Annotated in this window: 17 protein-coding genes; 13 read left to right on the top strand and 4 right to left on the bottom strand. The window is 45.6% G+C overall.

Going from position 1 to position 19,265, the window contains the following annotated elements:
• Positions 1-298: 298 nt before the first annotated feature.
• Positions 299-1,060 (top strand): metallophosphoesterase, encoded by a 762-nt coding sequence (locus AC1DLI_RS02700; RefSeq protein WP_477599410.1) that lies wholly within the window; start codon positions 299-301, stop codon positions 1,058-1,060.
• A gap of 20 nt (positions 1,061-1,080) precedes the next feature.
• Here AC1DLI_RS02700 and AC1DLI_RS02695 read toward each other — a convergent pair whose 3' ends face one another.
• Positions 1,081-1,968, bottom strand: coding sequence for an AraC family transcriptional regulator (locus AC1DLI_RS02695; RefSeq protein WP_477599408.1), 888 nt, complete (start codon positions 1,966-1,968; stop codon positions 1,081-1,083).
• Positions 1,969-2,093: 125 nt separating this feature from the next.
• On the opposite strand from AC1DLI_RS02695, the gene AC1DLI_RS02690 reads away from it, so the two are divergent.
• The 3 genes from AC1DLI_RS02690 to AC1DLI_RS02680 all read left to right on the top strand — a co-directional run bounded on the left by AC1DLI_RS02690 (position 2,094) and on the right by AC1DLI_RS02680 (position 5,448).
• Positions 2,094-2,873, top strand: coding sequence for a phytanoyl-CoA dioxygenase family protein (locus AC1DLI_RS02690; protein WP_477599406.1), 780 nt, complete (start codon positions 2,094-2,096; stop codon positions 2,871-2,873).
• Between the two features lie 191 nt (positions 2,874-3,064).
• Positions 3,065-3,856, top strand: a complete 792-nt coding sequence (locus tag AC1DLI_RS02685) for an alpha/beta hydrolase family protein (RefSeq protein WP_477599404.1) — start codon at positions 3,065-3,067, stop codon at positions 3,854-3,856.
• Between the two features lie 236 nt (positions 3,857-4,092).
• Entirely contained in the window at positions 4,093-5,448 is a 1,356-nt protein-coding gene (locus AC1DLI_RS02680; protein WP_477599402.1) for a dicarboxylate/amino acid:cation symporter, read from the top strand.
• A gap of 145 nt (positions 5,449-5,593) precedes the next feature.
• Here the strand turns inward: AC1DLI_RS02680 and AC1DLI_RS02675 are convergent, their stop codons facing one another.
• Positions 5,594-5,872 carry a hypothetical protein gene (locus tag AC1DLI_RS02675; protein WP_477599400.1) on the bottom strand — a complete coding sequence of 93 codons (279 nt, stop codon included), beginning with the start codon at positions 5,870-5,872 and terminating at the stop codon, positions 5,594-5,596.
• 59 nt (positions 5,873-5,931) lie between these two features.
• On the bottom strand, positions 5,932-6,228 hold the full coding sequence (locus AC1DLI_RS02670) for a DUF3055 domain-containing protein (protein WP_364143520.1): 297 nt from the start codon (positions 6,226-6,228) through the stop codon (positions 5,932-5,934).
• A 238-nt stretch (positions 6,229-6,466) separates the two neighbouring features.
• Between AC1DLI_RS02670 and AC1DLI_RS02665 the strand changes: the two genes are divergently transcribed.
• The gene (locus AC1DLI_RS02665; RefSeq protein WP_477599397.1) at positions 6,467-7,465 is read left to right on the top strand and encodes an HRDC domain-containing protein; all 999 of its coding nucleotides are present in this window, start codon (positions 6,467-6,469) and stop codon (positions 7,463-7,465) included.
• 56 nt (positions 7,466-7,521) lie between these two features.
• Here the strand turns inward: AC1DLI_RS02665 and AC1DLI_RS02660 are convergent, their stop codons facing one another.
• Complete coding sequence (locus tag AC1DLI_RS02660) at positions 7,522-8,532, bottom strand: zinc dependent phospholipase C family protein (RefSeq protein WP_477599395.1); 1,011 nt, start codon at positions 8,530-8,532, stop codon at positions 7,522-7,524.
• A gap of 168 nt (positions 8,533-8,700) precedes the next feature.
• On the opposite strand from AC1DLI_RS02660, the gene AC1DLI_RS02655 reads away from it, so the two are divergent.
• The 8 genes from AC1DLI_RS02655 (at position 8,701) to AC1DLI_RS02620 (ending at position 19,105) form a co-directional block, all read left to right on the top strand.
• On the top strand, positions 8,701-9,162 hold the full coding sequence (locus tag AC1DLI_RS02655) for a chemotaxis protein CheX (RefSeq protein WP_054028542.1): 462 nt from the start codon (positions 8,701-8,703) through the stop codon (positions 9,160-9,162).
• A gap of 77 nt (positions 9,163-9,239) precedes the next feature.
• Complete coding sequence (locus AC1DLI_RS02650; RefSeq protein WP_477599393.1) at positions 9,240-10,013, top strand: SDR family NAD(P)-dependent oxidoreductase; 774 nt, start codon at positions 9,240-9,242, stop codon at positions 10,011-10,013.
• 26 nt (positions 10,014-10,039) lie between these two features.
• Entirely contained in the window at positions 10,040-11,467 is a 1,428-nt protein-coding gene (locus AC1DLI_RS02645; protein WP_477599391.1) for a DEAD/DEAH box helicase, read from the top strand.
• 115 nt (positions 11,468-11,582) lie between these two features.
• Entirely contained in the window at positions 11,583-12,812 is a 1,230-nt protein-coding gene (locus AC1DLI_RS02640) for an S-layer homology domain-containing protein (RefSeq protein ID WP_477599389.1), read from the top strand.
• A 333-nt stretch (positions 12,813-13,145) separates the two neighbouring features.
• Positions 13,146-13,871 (top strand): hypothetical protein, encoded by a 726-nt coding sequence (locus AC1DLI_RS02635; protein ID WP_477599387.1) that lies wholly within the window; start codon positions 13,146-13,148, stop codon positions 13,869-13,871.
• 141 nt (positions 13,872-14,012) lie between these two features.
• Positions 14,013-16,940 carry an S-layer homology domain-containing protein gene (locus AC1DLI_RS02630; protein WP_477599385.1) on the top strand — a complete coding sequence of 976 codons (2,928 nt, stop codon included), beginning with the start codon at positions 14,013-14,015 and terminating at the stop codon, positions 16,938-16,940.
• Between the two features lie 168 nt (positions 16,941-17,108).
• The gene (locus AC1DLI_RS02625) at positions 17,109-17,858 is read left to right on the top strand and encodes an ABC transporter ATP-binding protein (RefSeq protein ID WP_477599383.1); all 750 of its coding nucleotides are present in this window, start codon (positions 17,109-17,111) and stop codon (positions 17,856-17,858) included.
• On the top strand, positions 17,858-19,105 hold the full coding sequence (locus AC1DLI_RS02620) for an ABC transporter permease (protein ID WP_477599381.1): 1,248 nt from the start codon (positions 17,858-17,860) through the stop codon (positions 19,103-19,105). Before AC1DLI_RS02625 ends, AC1DLI_RS02620 begins: the two co-directional genes overlap by 1 nt.
• Positions 19,106-19,265: the final 160 nt, after the last annotated feature.

Below are 19,265 nucleotides of genomic sequence, written 5' to 3'. Positions count from 1 at the left end.
AATTAAAGATTAGGAAATAGTTAAACCATCACCATTTTATTTATAGTTTATTTGAAAGCTCGTTTTTCGTTTTTGTTCTTTATAAAGAACTTGTGATTAGGTTAACATCTCTGCTGTTTCATTGTCAACAAGTTAATTTGTGATTTGTATCATTTTACTGAAATAACAGAGTTTGATAGAGCAAAGCCACTGCCATAATAGCTGAAAGGTGAAGTTGTTCCGCAGTTGTGATCGTGGATGCAGTTGAATATACTAGTTTATAAAGTATATCTACATATGGAGGAAAGGTGGGATCATATTGATTTATTTAATCATTAGCGGATGCATCATTATCATATATCTGTTCTTTATCTTTCCAACACAATGGTTGAAAGTGGAAAAGATTAACAATCCAATTGGCATTAACAAGCGTATTCTTCAAATAAGCGATCTTCACTTTGACAGGCTGCGTGTGAGTGCAAGAAGAATCAGGGAAGAAATTAAGATGACTAATCCTCACTATATTTTTTTGACAGGTGATTTTACCTATAGAGAACGCTACTTATCACGAGCCGCTCAATACTTTAAAGTGATAGCTGACTGCGGTGTCCCTGTTTATGCCGTTTTGGGTAATCATGATTATGAACTGCCTCATTTAAGAAAATTGCTTGATCTATTTGAGGTTTATGGAATAAAAGTTCTGCTAAACGAGTCTGTGTTATTAGAGGATTTCCAATTAGTCGGGATCGATGATTACGGTACTGGTCACAGTAATATCAAGCAAGCATTTCGATTTGTCGACGACTCGAAGCCCATCATCATCATCACACATGATCCTAACGTCGTACTGAAGATCGAACGTCCGTATCATTATTTAATGGCCGGTCATCTGCATGGAAAGCAGCTGAACGTGCCGTTCTTTTTTGCGATTAAGCCGAAAGGTCCGCTTTCGGCTAAAGGAATCTACAAAGGGCTCCACACGGACCAGCACGGCACCTTTTATATTTCAAAAGGAATCGGACAAGCAGGTGTGAATGCCCGTTTTATGGTTAGAAGCGAAATCACAATACATGACTTATGAGCCCATATTAATTAGAAATACTATTCTTGTTCGGAATTTCTGCGGCTAGCCTGCCGAAAAGCCGCGGGTGGGATACCTTTAGCCTCAGCAAAGGTTCTTGTAAAATAATGAACGGATGAAAAACCACAGCGCTCAGCAATGCTCTTAATAGGCGTTGAAGTTTGCGACAGCAGCTGCTCAGCGGCGCGTATTCGCTCATGCCTAACGAGCATGGAAAATGACTCATGCACGCTCTGCGAGAACAGCCTAGAGAGATGCCGCTCCGATACGTTAATATAACGGGCAACCTCTGCGAGGTTCAGGTTCGCTCCGAGATTGTCGCGTATGTACAGCTTGGCGCGGCTGATGAGCATTGCAGCATTAGATGCAGGTAATACCGTTTCCGTGCTGCTGTTCTTCCCGCCAACGATAGTGGGAAAAGTAAGGATCAAGGCGTGCGCAAGCTGAGGGATTAAAGAAATCGGAGCAGCATGACTATCGCCGCTTGGAACGAGCAAAGCGTGCCAAATGTGAGCAGTCGGCGAGAGCTGCTGCTTATCTGTCCATATCGGTCCGCTATTTAAGGCTTGATTGTAATAATCGAATTCATCTGGCTTTGAAAGCTTCTCATCAAGCTCAAACGCTACATATAATAAATCCAATTGGTCTACATCCCGAATTTGATGATATATATTTGGACGGGAACAAAACAGAACTCCCTCCCGCAATGGATAAGTGACATGCCCCTCCTCGTAAATTCCACTGCCTCCGGTAACGTAGCAAATCTCAAAAAACGAATGTTTATGAACGGTATTCTCGATTAACCCTTGTACCGCTCCCCAATAATAAACATGAATGGTTACGCTATCGCCATGCAGCAAGCGTGCGTACCGATTTAATCGCTCTTCGCTTTTTGGCCAAACATACATATGAACCATCAACTCCCTTGGCGTAATTGTGCAAAAAGACGTCTTTGACGGATAAATACGAATTTACCTTACCACATCTATAATGAAAGCATATTCAAACTAATTATAGGATAAGGAGAATCGATATGAACGTCAATGATGATGTGCAATTTTACAAGGAAAACGGGTATTTGCTGGTAAGAGGCGTGTTTAATGAGGAAGAGGTGCTGGAGATGAGAGCGGCGGTCGAGAGAATCATTAATCGCGCAGCTCAGAATCAAGCGGATACGAACCATGCTTGGCAGGGTGATTTCCTTCCACCTGAACAGCTTAAGAAGCTGGTGCTGAAAGGTTTTCACGATGTGCATTACCATGACGCGGCCTTTACGAGAGCAGTCATTCACCCGAAAATGACGGCCGTTCTGAACAAAATCATCGGTCACAATGTTCAGCTCCATCATTCCAAAATGCTTGTGAAGCCCCCTGCTAATGGCGCAGCGTTTCCGATGCATCAGGATTTCCCGTATTTTCCGCATCATAACCATTCCATGCTGGCTGCCAGCGTGCATTTAGATGACGCGGATGAGGAGAACGGCTGCTTGGCTGTGATTCCCGGTTCGCATCTGCAAGGACCTTTGCCGCATGTAGGCAAACACTATCTTAATCATAAGGAGTATCCGATCTCCTCGGGAACGCTTTGTCCAGCCAAAGCAGGTGATGTTTTGTTCTTCAACTACTTGACGATTCATGGTTCGGACGTGAACCGTAGTGATAGAACACGAAGAAATGTTCTATTCCAGTATCGTGACGCAGCGGATAAACCGTCGGAGCAGGTTCATTTTGATTGGGGCATGGGCCTTATGGTGAGCGGCGAAAATGTAGATTTTAAAAACGTTAAACCAAGTTTCGAACTTACGAAAGTATAGTCATAACACAATCTAACTCTTTTTCGTTGACAAAACTAGGCAGGATTGTTATTATTCAAAAATAACCAAGTAAGTCTATAAGTATTATTGTATTAATTTTTAAAAAGCAAAACATGCGACCGTAAAAACGGAGGTGTCCTTTTTCCAAAGGATTGCCTCCTTTTTTTATTCTTTATTAAGGAGTGGTGAATATGACCGAGAGAACGATTTTGTCACAGCCTTTTGAGATTAATTTAAACGAGCAGCTCATTTTGAAGGGCAGAGTAAAGACACTGGAAGGAGAAGCCGCAAGACCTGTAGTGATTATTGCGCATGGCTATAGAGGCTTTCAGGATTGGGCATTCTGGCCCGAGGTAACGGACAGCTTAGCTGAGAAAGGCTTTTATGCAATCAGTTTTGACTTTTCTCGTGTAACTGCCAAAGAAGCCGGACTTGCTGAGGAACGTGTGGCCGAAGCGAGCACCGTCTCTCAAGAGCTTGTAGATCTTGATGTGATCATACAGCATGTGAAGCAAGGCTTGCTTCCGCTAAGCCATGAAGCGGATGCCAACCGAATTGCGATTATCGGGCACAGCAGGGCAGGAAGCAGCAGTCTCATTATAGCAGCGGAGCAGCCTGAGAATGTGAAAGCCGTCGTCGTATGGAATGGAGGCTCAACGCCAGCTAGAGGAGCTGATGAGCAAAATGTGACGAGACTCCAGCAGCTCGTATCGGAGGATGCGGAGGCGAATAGAGAACGGTTTGACGTGCTGACACAATTCAAATCGTTGAGGCAGCCGGCGTTAATTGTACAAGGAAGCGCCGATAACGAGCGGTTGCTTGCCGTGAACCAAAGGCTGAGGCAAACGAATCCGGAACAAACCTTTGTTACGATTGAAGGAGCGGATCATGTGTTTGGCGTTCTGCATCCTTATGAGGGAGCTACACTATACTTGTCAGAAGCTCTCCAAGCTACGGTGAATTTTCTGGAAAAAGTGTATTAATTATCTTATAAGTTACATAGAGATGCGGAGCGACTGGTTTATGCCAGGTTGTGACGCGTCTCTTCTTTTTTTCTAAGATTTAGCCATGGAAAAATCATATTGACATAAATGAAACACCGATGATATATTGTTTTACGTAAAGCGCAGTATTCTTATCGGGATTATGTATTATTAATTTAAAAGTTAATTTGTGCTGAACATCATAGAATTTTAACAGAGAGGAAGATTGTTGTATTATGGAAAATAATTTATTGACAGCAATTGAAAACAACTGGATCACCTTGTTTGTATCAGCAATACTTCTTGGCGGCCTTTATTTTATGGCCAAAAAACGGGTAGGCTTCGGAACGCGGGTTCTAGTAGCTCTTGGACTGGGCTTAGTTGCAGGTATTATTTTTAATAATTTTGAGCTGGACACGGAAGGTGTAGGTACAATCGGTTCGATCTATATAAACCTCATTCGAATGATTGTTATTCCGCTCGTTTTTGTACTAGTCATAAACAGTATTATATCGATTACGAACATTGAGTTTTTACGCAAGCTTAGCGTGAAGACAATCGCTTGGTTTTTAGCTACAACAGGCGTAGCTTCTATCATCGGACTACTTGTTGCATCGGCAATTAGTCCAGGTGCTGGATTTGCATTAACGACACCTGAAAATTTCGAAGCACGCGAAGTGCCGAGCTTTTTCCAGGTGATATTGGATCAAGTGCCTTCCAACCCGATCAGCGATGCTGCGGAGGGGAAAGTCGTGCCAATCCTTATTTTCGCCCTATTCATTGCGGTCGCTATCGTTAAGGTAGGAGCGAAAAACCCGGATTCCGTACAGCCGTTCAAAGCTTTTATTCAATCCGCAACGGTAATTATGCATCAAGTGGTTAAGTTTGTTCTTCGTTTCACGCCATACGGAGTTTTTGCGCTAATTGCGGTTATGGCGGCCAAATACGGCTGGGAAACGCTTGAGCCGCTAGCTATGCTAATTGCTGTAAGCTATATTGCTCTCCTTCTTCACTTCGTATTCGTATTTGGCGGTTTGGTAACCTTCGTAGCGAAGGTTAATCCGTTGAAGTTTTTTAGAAAAGCTTATCCAACGGTCGCTGTAGCGTTCACGACACGAAGCAGCTTTGCTACGCTTCCTATTAATCTGGAGGTTATTACGAAACGCCTTCGCATATCGCCGAAAATCGCCAGCTTCGTAGCTCCGCTTGGAGCGACGATGAACTTTAACGGCTGCGGCGGCATATGGCCTGCTATTGTATCGGTTTTCGTTTCCGAAGTATACGGAATTACGCTTACGGCAACGGATTATGTACTAATCGTTTTGGTAAGTGTAATCTCTTCTATCGGTGTGGCAGGCGTACCTGGACCGGCTTCGATCTCAACAACGGTAGTGCTTACAGCGGTTGGCCTTCCGCTTGAAGGTATTGCGCTAGTCGTTGCGGTTGAATCTTTGATCGATATGGGCCGTACGGCTGTAAATGCAACAGGAACGACAGTAACGGCGCTGCTTGTTGCCAATTCTGAAGGTGAATTCGATCGCGAAGCTTTTGATCGCGGCGATGAAGATGATCTTGAGCTTAATCCAGCGTAAAGCAAAATGTAAAAAGACCGTCATCAGCATAGGCTGTTGATGGTCTTTTTTGTCATTCAAAGCTGCCGCGAAATAAAACAATCCCCATAAAAAAGCCCTCGATTATACACGCAATTGAGCGTGCATAATTGAGGGCTAAGTTTCTTTATGGCTCGTCGTGTACTTCAGGAAAAGCATGGTCATATTCGTCTTCCCCGGGATAATCGCGAGACATTCCCGCATGAAGCGCTCGATTCTCATAGTTGAAGGGGTTAGGTGGCCGCTGGTCCATTCGCCATGGCGTGCTCTTGCCAAGGGATTCCATCCGCAGGTCAGAGCCGTACGGGCCATCCGGAAACTCCTCCGGAATCAGGTCGTTACGCTGTGATTCAACTGTCGATACATCTGTATATGGCTGGCGATTTTCTTCCATAAATCGATCCATCAGCAGACTCCTCCCAAAATGGTATGGTATTACCATATTACCATTTCAGTGTACCCTGATTAATCTGTAAAATGCACCGTTCCCACAACAAAGTATAAGAATTGAGCAAGCTCGGACGCTTCTTCTTCGGTTAGCTTAAACGTATATTCAAGATAACCTTCCTCTTCAAGATCATCAGGGCCGATGATAGCGGTTTTTCCGAATTGGAGATCAGTAATGAGCTTCTTGCCATAGAAACGGCTTGTAGATGTAATCGCAAGATCGAAGCGCTTTAAGCTAGGACCAATGAACGTGACATATCGGGTTGAAGTTTCCTCCGTTGAATCGGACATAAAATCAAAATCAGGCAACAGCATATGGTATAGCCTCCACTCCATTAATAAACTCATTATACAATAACAAAATGCTTGTAATAAAGAAATCATTATGATAGCATGAAACCAATCGAATCATTGAACGTGAGGAAGCACCTCCTTTGCCGTAGGCAAAGGAGGTGCTTTTTTTTGTTTCCGGCATGTCGCTCTGTTTCCGGAATGGTTGCCTTCTCGTTCAATTCATTCGCTAATTCATATTTATTGGAGGATTGAGGTCAACATGCAAATCGTATTCTTGAACACGTTTGAGAAGCTTGGTGAGGATCAAAATGTCATTAGCGCGCAGCTGTCTATTTGTGAACGTCAAGGTATTTGGTCTGTGATGTGGGTAGAAGGGGAAGCAGAAACCGGAGATCCGCAAACTTGGTTCGAAGGCACATCATGGGAGGATATGATTGTAGCTTTCAGGCATGGCATTGCAAGGGTGATGGGAGAAGGCTATACACCAATTATCGACAGCATGCTGGATGACCGCAGGGCTTCTGCAGGCAGCTTCGTAGCCATGCTGCAGTGCTATGGCGAGCTTCACTCTAATCCGGATCTCTTCCAAAAACTTCGCGAATGGCGACGTGCGAAAGCGGTTTCGGAGAAGCGCTCGGCTTATCTTGTTGCAACCAACCGCATGTTGTGGATGATTAGCGCTTTTGTTCCGAAGTCGGCAGAAGAGCTGACACAAATTCCAGGATGGGGCAGCACTAAGCATGCGTCCTATGGTATGGAAGTACTCGCTATAACAGAAGAGGCTGACCGGGAGACGGAATTTCCGCTGCAATGGGTGGTCGAGAAGCTAGACTCCGGAATTTATACGCAGTGGTTGTACAAACAGAAGGAAACGAAATATAAATCGCAGATGGACCGTCAATTAGCCAAAAAGCATATTTTGACAACGATACAGCAGGGCGGCTCGTTAGAGCAGCTTGGGGCTGAACTGGAGCTCTCAAGACGTGAGCTGATGGATCGTATCGAGCAGCTTGAGCAAGAGGGCTACGATATGGAGTCGTTGATTACCAGGGAGCTAAACGACGTGTCAGAGGACGAGCTGCAGCTCGTCTGGGATGCACTGACGCAGGTTGGAGACAAATACTTGAAACCCGTGCTGCAGCACGTATACGGGACTTCAGAGGCTTCGCAGCTTAGTAAGCCAGTCGATGTGTTATATGAGCGTCTGCGGCTTATCAGGCTGCGTTTCCGGAGAAGCATGACAAGTAAAGCGGTTTAAGGCAGCGAACGAATTTTGAGGCGGTTTTTGTCATTTACGAAGCCTCCTTCCTTGAATTAAGGAGACTTCGTAATGCCGCTTTGGTCAGGCCATACGGTGTCAGCGTAACGGATAGCTGCTCCTGAGTCGCAAGGGAGGCCTGTTTCATACGAATGGTTGCCAATTAAGTCAACAGCCTGCTCCCGCAGCAGACGTACGTGAGATCGGTCCTCCTTCGTAAGCTGGGGACCTTCATGCGCCCGCATCCATACTAGGATGGCATTCAAGACTTCCATTCCGTCCTCCAGAGCTTGCTCCCATAAGGTCCAGACGCTCTCGTGATGATAGGTTGTGCCGTTTACCGGGTTAAGCCAAGGCTTTTCCTCTAGATTTAACACATCAAAGGGCAAAGGCTCTTTCTTAAAAACAAAAGGCTCGATTTGCCCAAACGTAAGTTTTCTCCGTATGCCAAGCGGGTCATGGAATAAGCGCTGCGCAGCCGTGAAATCGCGATTAGCTTGGTTCCAGTCTTCACGCTGAATGAGCGGTGCAAGCTCCCCGTAATAGGTTGAAGCAATCGATTCGAATACGTCCAGAATCGGAGGCGGGAAGCTGCCATTCGTGCTTACGTATTTCCAAACAGCGGTTTTCCACGTTTCGACTCCCCAAAGCTCTCTCGCAATTAACGTATCCATCATAATTTCGAATCGTTGATGATCCCATTTGCGGAATCCGGATTTGCTAAAAACATAAGGATGCAGGTTACGGTCCAGAATATGATGCAGCACAAAACCAAGCGTATATAGTATAGAAGGATCAGGCCTTTTGGGGCAGGTCTTCCTGTCGATGACACCATCCAACATTTCTGTGAGCACCGGACCGCAATGGCGGTTATGCATCTCGGTACCTAATCGGTTCAACGCCAAGCTGCGCTGCCAAGGGAAGAAACGATGATAAAATAAAAAGTCCGGTCCCTGACAACCCATATTAAACATGTTTTTATGCTCCTCAATTTGCAGAAGAGCGCTTTCACCAAGCTTCTCAAGCACAAGCTGTCCAAATATGAAATGAGCCCATACGTTAGGCATGCAGAGCAACCTCCATTCATTAACAACATTCTACAGTTTTCGTGGAAAAAATATAGTTCTTTGGGTATATATATTTTTTTTATAGTATACTTGTCCTAATGAATTAAGTATAATATAAATTAAACAAGACAAAGCGCGAATTTTGTCGAAAAGGAGCGTATCTTCATTATGAAGGCAGAATACATTAACCCGTTTCTTGAATCCGCAAAAATCGTGATTGAGCAAGTGGTTCAAATACGTCCTGCGACTGGTGAACTAGGTCTTAAGGATATAAAGTTTGTTGAGAACTATATTTGGATTCAAATTGGACTCAATGGACAGATGAACGGAGACATTGTATTCGGGCTAAGCGAAGAAGTAGCTATGAAAATGGTTTCTGCGATGATGGGTGGATACGTAATTTCTGAAATCGACGAAATCGTGAAGAGTGCTATTTCTGAGCTCGGTAACATGATCAGCGGAAATGCCAGCACAATGCTGTTTAACCAAGGTGTACGGGTTGATATTACGCCGCCTAAGGTAATCCAATCCGCGCAATCAGCAGGCTTTACCGCACAAAAGGCGCTGACGATTCCGCTAATTATGGAAGGAATCGGAGAACTTGACATCCAAGTTTTAATCGCATCTTAGCACAGAAATAGCTCCTTAGGGAGCTTTTTTTGCGTCTGCATTAGCAATCAAGTAAACTTGTAAATGGGTGATGTTGGATGTTAAAGGATAAAGTTATTTTCATCTCCGGCGCATCGAGCGGGATCGGAGCGTTAACGGCGATAAGACTGTCCGAGCATGGGGCGATTCCAGTGCTGACGGGAAGGAATATCGAGAAGCTGAAGGAGATTTCATCCGCAATAAAAGGAAAAAACGCGTTTTATCAGATGGATGTCACAGACAACGAACAAGTAAAGCAGACAGTGGAAGCCGTCATTGCGAAATACGGTAAAATAGATGTATTGCTGAATAACGCCGGCTATGGGCAATTTGAGTATTTTACAAGCATGCCTGTGGAAAGCTTTGAGCAGATGATGGATACCAATTACATGGGAGTTGTGCGTTGTACGAAGGCTGTCATTCCCCATATGGTGAAACGGGGGAGCGGTCATATCGTAAACGTCGCTTCGTTAGCTGGCAAGATTGGCACGGCGAAATCAACCAGTTATACAGCGACAAAGCATGCAGTGCTGGGTTTTACAAACTCGCTAAGAATGGAGCTCCGCGGTCATGGAATTCAGGTGTCTGCCGTGAATCCAGGGCCGATTGATACGCCTTTTTTTTCGCTTGCTGATCCTTCCGGCTCTTACGTGAAAAATGTCAGTTGGTTTATGATGAAGCCAGAATATGTGGTCAAACGAATCGTTAGATTGATCGAACTGCGGAAAGCAGAGCTCGATCTTCCGAAAAAAGCAGCACTTGGCATAAAGTTTTATCAATTACTGCCGCGCACCATCGACCGGCTTTTCGGCGGTATGCTAAATCGAAAATAAAGGTTTAAATGAGAGAGGATTAAAGAATGAGTAAGCACACATGGAATGAAATCGGTATTAATGAGCTGCTGGAGAACAAGCTTTCAGCAAACGGAATTATTGAACCAACGGATGTACAGGCAGAGACGATTCCAATTCTGCTTGGAGGCAGCGACGTGTCGGCGAGATCTCAGACAGGTACAGGTAAAACACTCGCTTATTTGCTGCCGATGCTTCAAAAGATGAATTCGTATTCGAACGCTATACAAGGGGTAATTTTAGCGCCGACGCAAGAGCTTGCCATGCAAATCGTACGCGTTGCGGAAATTTACGCAGAGCCATTGAATATTCGCGTTCAGCAGCTGATTGGCGGAGCGGCGTTAAAGCGTCAAGTAGAGAAGCTGAAGCTGCGCCCGCAGCTTGTCATCGGTACGCCGGGCCGTATGCATGAGCTGCTCAAGCTGCGCAAGCTGAAGCTGAACGATGTAAATAACGTCGTGGTAGATGAAGCGGATCAGGTATTTCAGTTAGGCTCGACAAAAGAGGTCGAGATCCTGCTGCATGGCATGGGTAAGGGGCGTCAAATCGCTTTCTTCTCGGCGACTTATCCTGATCAAATGGCGCGATTCGAAGGTCGTTGGATGAAAAACCCGGAACGCATTCAAATTACGCCCGAGCACCGGGTATCCCAAACGATCGATAATTATTTTGTTGTCAGCGATAAACGGGACAAGACGGATACGGCAAGGCGGCTTGTTCGATTACTGAACCCGTCATCCGCACTGTTGTTCCTTAATGATACCGACAATATCTCGAACTGGGAATCGAAGCTGAGCTATGAGGGCTTCACGGTTGAAGCTCTATACGGAGATGCGGATAAGCAGCGAAGAGCAGCAACGCTGACACGTTTTCGTGAGGGACGCTGCCAGCTGCTGCTTGCAACAGATGTTGCTGCACGCGGATTAGATATTGAAGGCTTGCCGCTCGTTATACAGCTTGATCCTGCTGCGGACGCGGATCACTACGTACATCGTGCTGGTCGCACCGGCCGTATGGGACGACCAGGGACGGTCATATCGATTGTGATGCCGCAGGAGCTGTTTATTATGGAGAAGTTCCGCAAGCAGCTCGGCATTGATTTGTCAGAGCGGACTATGTTCCGGGGCAAGCTGCTTACGGAGGAAGAACTTAAAGAAGCAACACGTCCGTTTGCTGCTAGGCATGAGGCGAAACTCGCCGAGCGCTCAGAAGCAGCCCAAGCGAAGCGCTCTCTGGAACGGAAGGAACCGCCGGCAGCTGCAAAGGAAACGAAGCTTGTTGACGTGAAATCGACCAGTTCCGCACCGAAGTCGAGAATAACGGAAAAAGCGGCACCGAAGCCTGCTCCCAAGAAGGTGGAGCGAAAGCGCGAGGGCAAAAACAAGGGAGCGCCGAAATGGCTGAAAGCGAAGCGTGAGGCCGAGAAAGAACAATAAAATAAAATAATTTTGAATGCCACCCTCTCAAATCGATCCGCCTCTCCCGAAACGTATGGGCGAAGGTAAAAAATGCGGCAAAACCCGCAATCGAATAAGGAGTGTGGCTTTCTTAATGAAAAACACAATGTTGAAAAAAACAGCAATTTCCTCGCTTGCGCTGCTAATGCTTGCAGGCGGAGCGACGTCAGCTTTTGCAGATGGCGGTAGAGACAGAGGGAATGATGGCGGTCGTGACGATAATAATGACCGACAAGAGGACAAGCATGATAAAGATGATGATAAGTATAAAGTAACATGGCAATTCGAAGATGAGGATGACTTGAAATGGGCAATGGAATACATAATGCGACTAGCGTCGAAGGGTGTATTTACAGGGTATGAGGATGGAACATTCAAGCCGCATCAAAAAATTAGCCGCATTGAGACGATAACGGCTGCAGTCAGATTGATGGGACTTCGCGCACAAGCGGAATCATCTGCGGAAATGAATACGGATCTGCAATTCAAAGACGCTGACAAAATCGAGAAAAAGTATCCATGGGCTGTCGGTTACGTAGCCGTCGCGCTGGAAAACGATTTGTTCTCCGAAACGGAAACAGAAGTAAAACCAGAGGCAAATGCGACAAGACTTTGGTCTACGATCCTTCTTGTAAAAGCGCTTAAATTGGAAGACGAAGCGAAAGCGCTTAACAATACGAAGCTCGACTTCAAGGATGCGAAAGAAATTCCAGCCGGTTCAGTCGGCTATGTCGCGCTCGCCCTTCAGAAAGGGATTATTACGGGCTACAACGATAAACACGGAAAAACATTCCGTCCGAACCAACCCGTTACTCGTGCAGAGCTAGCCGCTCTTCTGGACCGTACGGATACGGAAATGCCGGATCAAGATGCGCAAGCCATTACGGGTAAGCTGAAAACAGCTCCTGCTGACGGCAAGCTGACTGTGGTTAAAGCGGATAACACAGAAGCTTCATTGGCCATTGATTCGAACGTATTTATTTTCCGCGATGATAAGAAAGCTCCACTGAGCGCCCTGCGTGCCGGTGATGAGGTTCTTGTGCGCACTTATCAAAATAAAGTCGTTTTCATCGAAGTTACGAAGTCAGCTCCCGTGGTAACACCCTTCTCGGAGCTTGGTATACTTAATACGCTAACGTTCAACGCACAAGCGAAGCTTGTAACGCTATCTATTACGCGTGTTGAAAACTCGCAAACGGTTATGCTTACTTATAACGTGGATGCTAATGTTGCAATTACCGGTGATGCATCGCTGTTGAAGCCTGGTCAGCTCGTACAGGTTAAGGGCGAAAACGGAACGGCAAAAACAATTGAAATCAAGTAATTAAATACGTAAAAGAAAGAGGTATCATCCATGGCGGTGATGCCTTTTTTTCTATCCACGAACCTAGCTATTAACCGCGGCACTCTTAATTCCGACAAAAACGATGGGAAAAATTAAAATAATCGTTGACATGGCATTCCTTGGGGAATAAGATAGAAAAGTAATCAAGATGTGTTGGCTAACCATTTTGTCGGATAACAAAAGAAGAACAATCTACTGGACCACCAGAGATTCGATGAGAGCGCATGATGCGCCCTTGTTGAGTCTCCTTTTTTTTATCCAAGCAAAACAAACAAAACAATAACCCATCATTAAAAACGAATACAAAGCTCAATGAGCGAAACGAAAGGGATGTTAACAAACATGAAAAAACTGACTATCACATTGATTTCCGCAACGGTGGCTTTCTCAGCCTTAACTTACGCAGCCGTATCTGCGAAACAGGCACAAGGGGTTCCCGTGCCGAAGAACAGCCCCGCCGTAACATCCGCTGCAAAAGAAGAGCAGCCTAAAGCGATAACGATCGTTAATACGGATGATAAACTACCGCAAGTAAGCACCGCTGCTGCAACCGAACAAGCACAACCGCAAACAGCTGCTGCTCCGGCAATTATAGAAGAAACGAAGCCGCAAGAAGAGAAAGCGGCAGATACAGCGCAGCCAAAAGCAAGTGCAGTAGTTGATAAAAAGGAAGTAGTGTCCAAATCAACAAAAAACGCTGCAGCGGCAGTAAAAGAAGAAACACAGCCAAAAGCTGCGGCACCTGCGATAAAAGAAGAAAGCAAGCCTAAGGCTGCTGCAGTAAAAGAAGAAGTAAAAGCAGCTCCGGTTGTAAAGGAAGAAGTAAAAGCAACGCCAGCTGAAGCAGCTAAAACAGAAGAAGACAAATCGAAATCCCTTAATTTCGTGAAAAAAGAGACGGTTCAGCCAAAGGCGCCAACGACTTCTAACTCATCATCAAATTCATCAACCTCGTCATCTTCTTCACCTGATACACAACAGCCGGCAGCACCGCCTGCGAATGAGGATAATTCTTCTGACGAGGAAGAAATCTGCTAATCCATTCTTACTAACATGATATGGAGGTCTAACCGATAATCGCAGACCTCCATATCAAAATCTCAAGTTATGAGTGGGGAATACATAGTTCATACGGCTAAGAAACACAAAATAAAGTGAGATAGAGGAGAACATATGAAAATGAAATCGAACACAGCAAAGAGAATACTAGCGCTGCTTCTATCGGCATTACTCATTTTGCCCGTAGTCAATGTTGTTAATGCCAGCCCAGCGGACGCGTTAGTAAATAGTAGTACAGAGCCATTTGATTATTTCAGCAAGGCCTATGAACACTTGAATGATGAGAATCATGTGTTTCAGACCTTGAACTACGAAGAGCTTGTTAATCTTTTTGATAGCAAGGGCAATTATGTTGTCTTATTCGGAGGGGCATGGAGTGAAAGCACGCAAGCGAATATAGGCTTTATCAATCAAGTAGCGAAAGAATATGGCGTGGATACGATCTATAATTTCGATACAAAGCTAGACGGCAATCAGTTCGAAATTGCCGATAGCAGCAATCCATATGCATATAAATATGTCGATGTGATCAATAAGTATTTAACTAATCTTAACGAGCAGCTCCCGGGAGTTGAAAGCGTTAGCTACGCTGCAAAAGATAGTGACGGGGCAGACATAACGATTTCCGCCAAAAAAATCGAAGCTCCTTTTCTATTCGTTTATGACGGGACAAATAATCGAATCATAGATTCCGTGCAAACGGATCAAGTTTGGAATGATTATTTGACAGATGGGAATGTGGATCCTGCTAAGGTAGAAGCTTATAAAGCAGAAGTAAGACCGGTATTCGAAGCCATTACGACAGAAGTGAATGGAAGCAAGACTACCAATTACGATGTGATCGATTACTTTGAATTTTTCAAGACGGCTTATAATAAAAATGCAAATATCGAATCAAATCCTCCAACGAATATCGAAATCTTTGATGACAGTGACCAGTCCGTCGTTTATAAATATGTAACCTATGACGAGCTGACTCATCTATTAAATAGTGATGGCAATTATACAATTCTATTCGGCGGTTCGTGGTGCCCTAATACAAGAGCGGCAATAAAATTCATTAATCAGTATGCCAAAAAATACAATGTCGGCACGGTTTATTTATGGGATACAAAGCTGGACGGCGGCGTGGATGTTGCTAAAACAGGCAATATACCTCATAAAAACGAAACGCTCCAGGTTAGAGCGAACAACCACCCTTACGCTAATTTATATGTCAATATTGTTAATCAATATTTAACGAATATCAAAACTCAAAACAATGCCGCTACGCCGCCTTCGGTCATTAGCTATACGGATGCCAACGGCAATGTGATTAAAGGTGACAGATTGCAGGTTCCGTTTTTCTTTCAATACAATAAAAACAACAAAGATGCGGACGGCACAGCAGCACCCATTCTTGGACACATCGAATTGATGTATACATGGACGAGTATCCAGCCTAATTATGTTAGCAGCGCAGGTACCGGCGTTCACTACAGAAACTATACGAATGCTTTAGACAGTCTGTTTTCAAGAGTAGAAGCTTTACCCTCTGGCTTAACAGCAGTTTCGCCAACGACTTCAGCGCAGCTGGACGGGAAAATTATCGGAACAAAAAACAAAGTTTTGGAATATAAACTGGTTTCTGAAACGGAATACAAAGCGGTAACCGGCGAAGCCATTACTAACCTTGTGCCAGGTACTTATAACGTGAGATATGCAGCAAAAGCCGGATACAATGGTCCAACTCCTAATGCAACAGGAATTCCGACATCTGTTCCATACAAAGCAGGCCAATCCATTGATATCGTTATTCCTGCCAACACAGATCCAAGCGGTCCTATTACGCCAACGCCATCACCGTCGCCTTCGCCAACTGCGCCAGTCGGCGGAGATGACGGGACGTCTCCATCGGCTACGGTCTCAGCAACAACGGACTCTTCAACAGGTTCAACCGTTGCGAAAGCGACTACGGCTGTCATTTCAGGCTTAGTGGAGCAAGCGAAAAAAGCGGAAGCAGCAGGCAAATCGTCGGTAGTAGAGCTTAAGGTCGAAGCTTCTTCCCAAACCAAATCAGTTGAGCTGAGCATTCCTAGAAATGCGTTTAACGATGTGGCAAACAATACAAACGCTGGTGTTAAAGTTAACTATGGTATTGCGACGGTTATATTTGAACCAGAAGCGATTGAAAGTATAAGCAAAGCTGCTGAAACGGGAGACATCAGTATCATTATTTCCAAGGGAGAACTCACCGATGAAGGCAAGGAAGCATTGGGCGACCGCCCGGTTTATGACTTCTCCGTCTTTGCGGGCACTAGCCCGTTAACGACCTTCGGCGGCAGCAAGCTTCAAGTGAGCGTACCTTATTCGTTACAAGCGGGAGAAGATCCAAATGCAGTTGTTGTCTACTATGTATCGGAATCAGGCCTCGAGACGATTCGAGGTAAATATAACGCAGCTGAGGGAACGGTAGAATTCGTTACCACACATTTCTCCCAGTATATTGTCGGCTATAACAAAGTAAGCTTCACGGATGTACCGGATACGTCTTGGTACGAGGATGCAGTCGGTTTCCTAGCTGCAAGAAGCATTACTACCGGAACGGACGAGGAGCATTACGGCCCGAATGCGACAGTAGCGAGAGGACAATTCATTGTCTTCTTATTGAAAGCTTACGGCATCTCGCCAAATGTAAAGGAGACAAATAATTTCTCTGATGCTGGAGATACCTATTACACGAATTATTTGGGCGCAGCTAAACGCCTAGGCATAACGAACGGCATTGACGGTACTACATTTGAGCCTAATAGCAAAATTACGCGCCAAGACCTATTCACACTCCTTTACCGTTCGTTAGAGGTGCTGGGAGAGCTTCCAGCGGCAACCTCGAATGTTACCGTGTCGAGCTTTAGCGATGCAGAACAAATTGCCGGTTACGCAAGCGATGCGTTTAAATCGCTTGTAGAGGGCGGCATTATTACTGGAAGCCAATCAAAGCTGAACCCTCGGGATTTCTCCACGAGAGCTCAGGTGGCGCAGGTGCTTTATAACTTGCTTTCAAAGTAATAAGTAAAAGAAAATGTTTTTTCTAGGGAAATGGGGGGCCGATGGCTGCCCATTTTTCTCGTTTTTACGTTCTTGAATCTCTCAGCGGTATGCTTTTTTGATATTAGTCGAATATTTCGGTATGCTGTTTACTAGCTAATACTAAATTGCAATGTTGAAGGTGATAGGATGGAGTCCATTTTACAGGTAAACGGTTTAACCGGCGGCTATAGCCCAAGAAGGCCGGTACTGCATGACATCTCTTTTGAGGTGAAGGCTGGCGAAATGGTTGGTCTCATTGGCCTAAATGGCGCCGGAAAGAGTACGACAATTAAGCATATTCTAGGACTTATGAAGCCGCAAATCGGGGATGTGCGGATTGATGGTGTGACTCTGGATGAGGAAACGGAGCGTTACCGCGCTGCATTTGCTTATGTGCCGGAGACGCCGGTGCTGTTCGATGAGCTGACGGTGGAGGAGCATTTGCGTTTAACAGGCATGGCTTACAGCGTTAAGGACAACCACTATGAAGAACGAGAGGATGAGCTGTTAAAAGAGTTTCAGATGGTACCGAAGCGCAAAGCCTTCGCTTCCCATTTATCGAAGGGGATGAAACAGAAGGTCATGATTATGAATGCGCTGCTTGCAGAGCCGCCTTTGTACATTATAGATGAGCCGTTTCTCGGTCTTGATCCGCTCGGTATCCGCTCCTTGCTGGAAAGGTTGGTTGAGGTCAAGCGGAAGGGAGCAGCCATTCTGATGAGCTCGCATATCCTCTCAACGGTCGAGGCGTATTGCGATCGGTTTATCGTGATGCATCACGGTAAAATCGTCGCTATAGGCACGCTGGAGGATGTCAGGAAAGCAGCTGGAATGGACATGCGCGGCGGCTCGCTGGAGGATGCCTTCTATAAGCTAGTAACTGGGGGCCATGTTTAATGAGCCATGATCGCATGCTTGAAACGTTGTGGCATCGCCGCGCCAAAGCGTTCCGTGAGGAGGCGTTACCCTATTTCCGATACATGGGTCAAAGCGGTTTTCCGGCATTTATGTCTTTGTTCATCATATCTTCGGCTATCGGCTACATCAATTTAATTCGTGATGTTCCCAGCGACTTTCCCTTTGCGGCTGTCGGCATTACCGCGTTAACGCTGGTTCTGTGCTGGAGCCCGCTTCGGACCTGGCTTGTCGCAGGAGATACCGTTTTTTTGATGCCGCGCGAAGCGGAAATGTCTGGTTATTTACGCCTATCGTTTCGATATAATACGATTGCTTGTTCGTTACTGGCGGCAGTCGTGTTTCTGTTGTACCTTCCCATTTATTTGCAAGGACCGGCTGTTAACGGAGGATGGGCACTTGCTGTAATCGCTGTAGTTATGAAGGCAGTCAATATTTGGGGAGCCTGGAGAGAGCGGAGGATGACATGGCCGGGCATGAGGCGCCTGCTGCGTTTGCTGCGCTGGGTTATAACCGTTTTAATCATTGCGGCATGGCTTACGAGCGTGCTGTGGCAAGCAGCAGGCTTTACCGTACTTCTCTGCGCGCTATACGGCTTGCTATACCGCTTGCCAAGCAAGCACCGTTTGCCTTGGGAGAGGTTGATTGATGAGGAAGCGAGAACGCGGAAACGCTATTATGTTTTTTTCGGACTATTCATTGACGTGCCAACGCTTCCATCAAGTATCGCCAAAAGGCCGTATATCGCTTGGCTGCTCCGTGCAGTCCGCTATGCGAGCCGCAATACATTCGTTTATCTCTATACGGCCTCGCTCCTGAGAACGGAGATGGGCGGGATGATGATTCGCCTGCTCTTCCTAGGCTGCTTGATCATCTATTGGTTTGCGGAGGCGGTGTCTTTATCCGGTTATGGCAGTATTCTTGTATTTTTTATTTTCATGGGATTGATTGCCGTTCAATTAAGCGGCTTGCGTCACGTTCATCGCTATTCGGTATGGAAGCATGTATACCCTTTGCCGGAGAAGCAGCGAATCGAGCAATTTTTGAAAGTAGACCGCTTAGCTATGCTTGTATGCACGTCGCTGCTATGGCTTTTTGCAGCTCTGCCTCTAGCACTATCAGGCGTGTACATGCCATCGCTTGTTTCAGCGGCTCTAGCGCTAGCGTACCTTGCAATACGGCCTAGGCGTTTGCGTAAGAAGCTTGTTTTGGATGAGGATGAAGATTAAGTTTATTTATCTGACGGATTGTAATATGAAGTGCGACAGCTAAAAAACAAAGAGGCCCATGTTTGGATTCGTGTAAAATGGAAGTCACCACAACACCATTTTTCACAGGAGAACCCAACATGAGCTACTCCCATCTTAGCATAATAGAACGTGGACAACT

Source organism: Paenibacillus sp. 01T443, assembly GCF_056398325.1.
The sequence above is the reverse complement of the archived record's forward strand: the minus strand, read 5'-3'. Positions and strand labels throughout refer to the sequence as shown.